This window comes from Edaphobacter sp., from assembly GCF_035532915.1.
Classification (GTDB): Bacteria; Acidobacteriota; Terriglobia; order Terriglobales; family Acidobacteriaceae; genus Edaphobacter.
On record NZ_DATKQC010000294.1, the window covers coordinates 22,732 to 29,502 of the forward strand.

Consider the following 6,771-nt stretch of genomic DNA (forward strand, 5'->3'; position numbering starts at 1 on the left):
TTCACTTGGCAAGCTAGAAATGCAAGTGCCTAGAGTGTTGCGTATATCGCAAGGGATTTAATCTTGGAGTTTGTTGAAGGCATCTCCACCAAGAACGGCCTGCACCTTCGCGCATCAGGTGGAACCGGAAACAGTAGGAAGTGCTTGTATGGCCTACATGGTTGCGATATACGCAATGATCACAAGCGCGATTTTTCGTCCTTGTCACTCGAGCAACTAGTGATCTTTCGTATTCATTGGAATAGGCGGATGTGCAATATGCTATGCGAAGGTATCAAGTCGAGGGCTGACGCAGTGGCCTGGCAACAAGCCAAATCTCCGCTGAAGGCTCTTGGCTGCTGCAACTTGGTGCAGCTATTTTGGGCAGGAATCGCCGGATGATCCAACCTGACCAAGCCGTAATGCTTCACTAGGGACTGCTGCGATGCAACCAAAAAGCCGAGTAGAGCTAACTGCTCAATCCTTTGAACTCTTGAAACGAACCCTTCGGCTGAACGTTAGGTCCAGCGGCTCCTCAAAGAAAGCGAAATCTCTTTGCCTCAAGTCCCAGGAATGAAGCTGAGGAATCGATATAACTTACGACGCAACCATGGCTACAAGAACTTTGAGAGGCTCGTGCGCAAAACATCCAGCTTAGTTATCCTCGCCCTCTGCTGCATCGTCTTGTCTGCTCAGAAAGCCAGTCGGACCGACTTGTCCAATCGCCATTGGCACGCTTCATGGATCTCGCACCCCACGGCCCCGCTGCGCGAGCCTATAGTGCTCCACTTCCGCCACAGCCTTACTCTGGCAGTTGTTCCCGCCAGTTACGTGGTTCGTGTCAGCGCTGACAACCGCTTTGTGCTCTTTGTCAACGGCCATCGCGTAGGGGATGGTCCGGCCCGTGGTGATATGGCGCACTGGCGCTACGAGCGCTTCGACATAGCGCCACTGCTGCAGCCCGGCCAGAACCTCATTACTGCAACCGTTTGGAATTTTGGCATCTATGCTCCCACCGCCCAGATATCTGACCGCACCGCCTTTTTGCTTGAGAGCGAAGCGACCGGAGCTGAATCTATCAGCACTCCCGAAGGTTGGCTAGTCGAGGAAGAGCTAGGACAGCGCGCGGTACCGAGGCGCTCCAGCGACTTTTGGGAGCAGATGCTTTCGGGCCCTGGCGAAGAGATTGATGCTGCGCGGTACGACTGGACTTGGAATAGCCCAACTGTCACCCAAGGTGCTTGGCTACCTGCTGCCCCTGCCATCCGCGAATGGATTTCTCCGTTGGACAGCCGGGCCCACTCAGCCACCGAGGACAGAAATGATTCATGGGGCCTGGTTCCCGACACCCTCCCTGCGATGGAGTATCTGCGTACCGTGCCCGGGGACACTGTACGCACAGACCTCCCGAGTCTTCGCGCCTTTCCATCCAACTCAGTCAGCATTCCTGCCGGCACCCACGTCCACATCCTACTCGACCGCAAAACCCTCACTACCGCCTATCCGGTGCTGACCGTCTCCGGTGGCAAGGGCGCACAGGTACACCTCGTCTATGCCGAAGCCCTCTATGACAAGGAACATCATAAAGGTGACCGCGACGATGTCGGAGATAGAATAGCCGCAGGTATTACAGATACATTTCTTCCCGATGGCGGCGGACATCGCACCTTCGAGCCGCTTTGGTGGCGCACATGGCGTTATCTCGATCTCGACATTCAAACCGCCGCCGAGCCCCTACAGTTGGAATCCCTGCAAGCGTGGTTCACAGCGTACCCTTTTCAGGAACGGGCCACCTTCCGGTCCAACGATCCTGCACTGGATAAGATTTGGGATATCAGTTGGCGAACCGTTCGCACTGGATCCCATGAAACCTATACTGACTCTCCTTACTATGAGCAACTCCAGTACGTGGGGGACAGCCGCATTGAGGCTCTGATTTCCTACGCCGTTACAGGAGACGACCGTCTCGCCCGTCAAGCCATCACGGCATTCGACGAGTCCCGTTCTCCAGATGGTCTCACCCGTAGCCGTTATCCCAGTTCGCTGGCGCAGACTATTCCTACATTCTCCCTGCTGTGGATTGGAATGGTGCACGACTATTGGATGTACCGTCCTGATCCTGCACAAGTACAGGCGTGGCTGCCTGGCACCCGCACTGTACTCGAGTGGTTTGCCGCCCACGAACAGCCCGACGGCCTGCTGCATCGGCTCCCTTGGTGGAGCTTTGTCGATTGGGTTCCCTCAGGCGAAATTCCTACTTACGACGCTCACGATGAGTCTTGCACCACCACACTCGAGTATGTGGGCGTCTTGGACAATGCCGCCGACCTCGAGAAAGCCCTGGGCGACCCGCTGTTCGCTAGTCGCTATCAAACCCGTGCTGCTCACGTCCGCTCGGGTCTGCTCAAAAAGTGCTGGAACGCCTCCCGCGGTCTCATGGCCGACAACCCTGATCAGAAGAACTTCAGTCAGCAGTCCAACATTCTTGCGGTTCTCTATGACGTGGTTCCCAAAGACCGGCAACAAGATGTACTGCGCAAGATGCTGGCCATCAATCCCGGTGACATTCGCGCAGATGGTGTTTTGAGTGCCTCTTACTACTTCCGCTTCTACCTCGCCCGCGCCATAGACCATGCCGGTCTCGCTGACGACTATCTCCACTCCCTTGACCCTTGGCGCAAACTGCTGCCTCTGCACTTCAGCACATGGCCCGAAATTCCCGGCGATACCCGCTCTGACTCGCACGCCTGGACAGCCCATCCTATTTATGATCTGCTCACGCTTGTAGCCGGCATAGAGCCCGCCACTCCGGGCTTTGCGACAGTTCGCATCGCACCCCACCTCGGCACGCTACCTTCTCTTACAGCTACATATCCTCATCCCGAGGGCCTCATCAAGGTGGCGTATCGCCGCCAAAAGAGCGGCCTCGACGCCGTCATCACGCTGCCTGGCAAACTCACCGGTACTTTCATGCTCAACGGCAGATCGTGGCCTCTTCATCCGGGAGAAAACAAACTCTCAGCTAAGTGATCTGGCGGTTCCAAGCCGGGTTTCCCATCTTTGTATATTTCGATCAAATGAGCGCAGTTAACAGAATCCGCTTTTTCTTGGACAAAAGGGCATCGATCGGATCGACAAGACTTCGATGTAATCGATAATCGGAACAGTAAAATGCCACGTGAGTGTCGTTCTCGCAAGACCGAGAATAGCTGATCTTACGCAGGCGGTTATGTGGTCGATGCGTTCCTACCAGACTTGCTGGGCGACAATGTCTACCGAGGTGGGAGTGCAGTTTACGAGAGACGCTCGGAGAACGAATTCAAGGTTCCTTCGTGCCAATTCATCTCGGGGAATGTCTGCTAGTTTTTTTAGCTGTTCAGGATCTGTCGCAAATTCCGCGGCTGCCTGAGTTCCGCACGTTGTCAATCCCGCAATGGCAATTACCGGTCCACCGGTCTTTGAATCCAAGAGTCTAAAGATAATCGCATAGTCTTCTGTAATAGCACTATCTGATCCTGCAGAGGTAGACCAAAATCGATGTTGGCCATGACGCTCCCGGATTTTGATGCTGCGATCAAGAAAAAAGGGAAGCTCTCGCGCCAGATCCATAGTCCAGTAATTATCGTATGCGCCGATCAGGATAGTCGGAGAACCTTTTAGATCGACAAAGGGCAAACCGAGACCCGAGCGTAAAGACAAATTCCGTCTGTAGGTACTCATTAGAGCGCCTACCTTTAAATCTGCGGTGATGTCAGCGGGTGGAGCAAGTCCCTCCCCTACGGGTACAACGACGCCTCCATTCTGCGGTAATGTTTCCAATGGAGATAGCGAAGGTGGTACCGCTGGAAGATCCTCGTCGCCAGCCGAAGTTGTTCTATCGAGAGGGTCTGCCGTTCGCCGATAGACTGGGCTGACGGTGCCCGTGTAGAGAAGTACCGTTTTGTTATTTTCGAGGATGGGTTTCCAGAGGAGATAAAGTTCGTTCTTACGCCATCTTGGGACAGCTATGCATACGGCGAAGAGGAGGGCCGCGGACATGACGGGGGCTGTCACCCATATGTGCCGCAGAGCCTTCCTCGACAACGTCGGCGCGTTAGGCGCTCCCACTGGCGGCTGAATATCTCCTTCGTTGTGGAAGACGACAATTTGGGATTCGTCCTTTGACTGGAGACTCTTACTCTCATTGTTCGTCACTCGATGAAAGACGAACGTGGGATAGTACGATCCGCTTGGGATAACAATCCGAACCGCGGTACCTTTCGCTTCCTCGCTCTCGTAGTATTGCGCAAGCCGCTTTCGAAGCAAACCTACCCTAGAACGAACGATCGGGTCATCGGCAGTATCGTAGTCAGGTTTTCTCCCAAAAACTTCGATCCCAATAATGCGCTCTTTGAGGGCGTCGTCGTGCCCTTTTAGAGACTCCTCCACGATGTATTTCAGGAGCGTTTGTAACTGCGCGCTGTCTTTAAACCGCGCGCTACTCAGAATCTGACCGAGGGATTCGTCGATCGCAGACGAGTCGACAAGCCTCTCTCCGAGTGCAGGTGCTTCCGTCATTGTGAACCTCCAATCTGGAAGGCACTGCACGTTTGGCGCCGCTCCCTATGGTGGCACCTCTCATAAATTCCAGATAATAAACAATTTAAAAACCTATCATACTGTGCGAACACACAGCACTGCACGTTGTTTCTGTTTCCACCGTTCCTGATAGCACTTGCGCCATACAACCAGCAAATATACACGTTATCAGTCCAGAAGAATCTCAGTGCGATTTTCTTGAAGGTTGCATTTCAGAGACTGAAGAGGCGGAAAAAGGAGAATTTGAGGCCATGAAGATTAGTTTGAATAGTTTGCTTCGTACTTTGGTTCTGGTTGTGCTCTTAGGGATGGGTTCCAGCACCGTACTCGCGCAAGAATTTCGTGGCGCCGTCACCGGCACAGTCACCGACTTAAGCGGCGCAGTCATCCCCCATGCAAAAGTCTCGCTGACCGATACTGCGACTGGTATCGTAACTACGACATCCACCAACGCCGCAGGTATCTACACCATTAATCTGTTGCCGATCGGCCCCTACGATGTCCATGTCGACATGTCTGGCTTTGAAGCGGCCGTATCACACATTGGATTGCACACTGGGGAACGCTTGCAAGTTGATGTCAAACTTCACCCGGGCCAAGAGATCCAGACCGTCACTGTCACGTCCGAAGCTCCTCAATTAGAAACCACGAACGGTGAAACGGTTGCGGTTCTGGAACAACAACAGGTTGCGGATGAACCTATGCTCGGACGCAATCCTTTTGCAATGGCAGGTGATGTGGCCGGAGTGACTATGTTCCCCGGCCAGAATCCACTGACCGCCAATAGCCCCTATGCCAACGGTGGAATGGACTCATGGGTTGTGAATGGTGGCATACCCTACACTACCGAATATTTGCTCGACGGGCTTACCGATAGTGGCATCGATACGGGTGGTCCGGCCAACCTCTCCTTTGTTCCATCTCCAGATGAGGTCCAGGAGGTCGGCATAGCAACTAACGTCTACGATGCCCAATATGGCCGATCGGGTGGGGGAATTGTCAGCGTGAATTTGAAAAGTGGCACAAACCACCTGCACGGGGAAGCTTCCTATTATCTTCGCAACGAGATGTTCAATGCCAATTCCTACGCAAATAACACCATCGGCGCACGAAAAGGAGAGTTCCGCTGGCTTGAACCCAGCGTAGAAGTTGACGGGCCGGTTTTCATTCCCAAACTATATGATGGCCGCAACAAAACCTTCTTCATGTTTGGCTGGGAAGAGATACACAACTTGGCCCCAGCCCCCACCTATGCCTCTGTTCCAACCGCCCTTGAACGACAAGGCGACTTTTCGCAGAGCTACAACGGAACACCTCTTCCTATCTATGATCCTTTAACGACGGTGCAAAATCCGGATGGGAGCTACAGTCGCACAGCTTTCCCCAACGATAAGATCCCTACCAACCGCTTGGATCCAGTAATTCAGAAGATACTTCCTCTCATCCCTCTTCCAAACGTGCCCGGGGCATACAACGTCAACAATTTGCTCGCGACCCCGAATGTCGCCGGAGATAGGTACGATTCATTCGTCTACCGGGTGGATCACAATATCAACGACCGCAATCGCATCTTCGGTGCATTTATGTATGCCGACCGTCATCAGAGTCAAGGCCTCAACGACTTTCCGATCGCGGTCGCTCCTTCCTATCTCCATTGGCGCACCAACCATGCTGCGCATGTCGATTGGACGTGGACAGTCTCGCCGAACCTGGTATCGAACTTTCGTGTAGGTTGGAACGAGCACGAATTCGGAATCGCGAACCACCAGCAGAACTTCGATCTTTCCACTATCGGCTGGCCTACTGCCATGATCGCCGGTCTAAGCGACCCCAGCTTGTTTCCATATCTCAGTATTGCTGGCTATACCTCTTTCGGAAACTCAGGCTTTGCCTCCGGTCTACTCAACACGAGCAATACCTATGACCTTGCAGAATCGTTGATCAAGCACCTGAAAACGCACGATCTAAATTTCGGTATAGAGATCCGTCCAGTGCGCGACAGCAGGAGTTGGGAGGCAAACAGCACAAACTTTGGATTTGGGACAAACTTCACTCAAGCAAATCCCCTTGTCGCACAAACCGGCTCCGGTAGCGGCTTCGCAAGCTTCCTTCTGGGTTACGCAGACAGTGGAAGTAACAGCGGCTCTCCTAGTCCATACTACGAGAACACTTATTATGCGGCATATTTGCAAGACAATTGGCGGGTTAATAACC

At 53.4% G+C, this 6,771-nt stretch carries 3 protein-coding genes; 2 read left to right on the plus strand and 1 reads right to left on the minus strand.

All coding sequences use genetic code 11. The annotated features are described in order from the left end of the window. The first annotated feature begins 693 nt into the window (after window positions 1-693). Window positions 694-3,009 carry an alpha-L-rhamnosidase C-terminal domain-containing protein gene (locus VMU57_RS14125; RefSeq protein ID WP_325384486.1) on the plus strand — a complete coding sequence of 772 codons (2,316 nt, stop codon included), beginning with the start codon at window positions 694-696 and terminating at the stop codon, window positions 3,007-3,009. 216 nt (window positions 3,010-3,225) lie between these two features. Here the strand turns inward: VMU57_RS14125 and VMU57_RS14130 are convergent, their stop codons facing one another. Beyond that, window positions 3,226-4,536, minus strand: a complete 1,311-nt coding sequence (locus VMU57_RS14130) for a hypothetical protein (RefSeq protein ID WP_325384488.1) — start codon at window positions 4,534-4,536, stop codon at window positions 3,226-3,228. A 272-nt stretch (window positions 4,537-4,808) separates the two neighbouring features. On the opposite strand from VMU57_RS14130, the gene VMU57_RS14135 reads away from it, so the two are divergent. Then, window positions 4,809-6,771 (plus strand): carboxypeptidase-like regulatory domain-containing protein (locus VMU57_RS14135; RefSeq protein ID WP_325384490.1); only part of this gene is annotated, 1,963 nt, incomplete at its 3' end.

Bases quoted from the DNA above. Each gene is read 5' to 3' on its own strand.
- VMU57_RS14130 (WP_325384488.1), bottom strand. From the start codon at position 4,536: ATGACGGAAGCACCTGCACTCGGAGAGAGGCTTGTCGACTCGTCTGCG.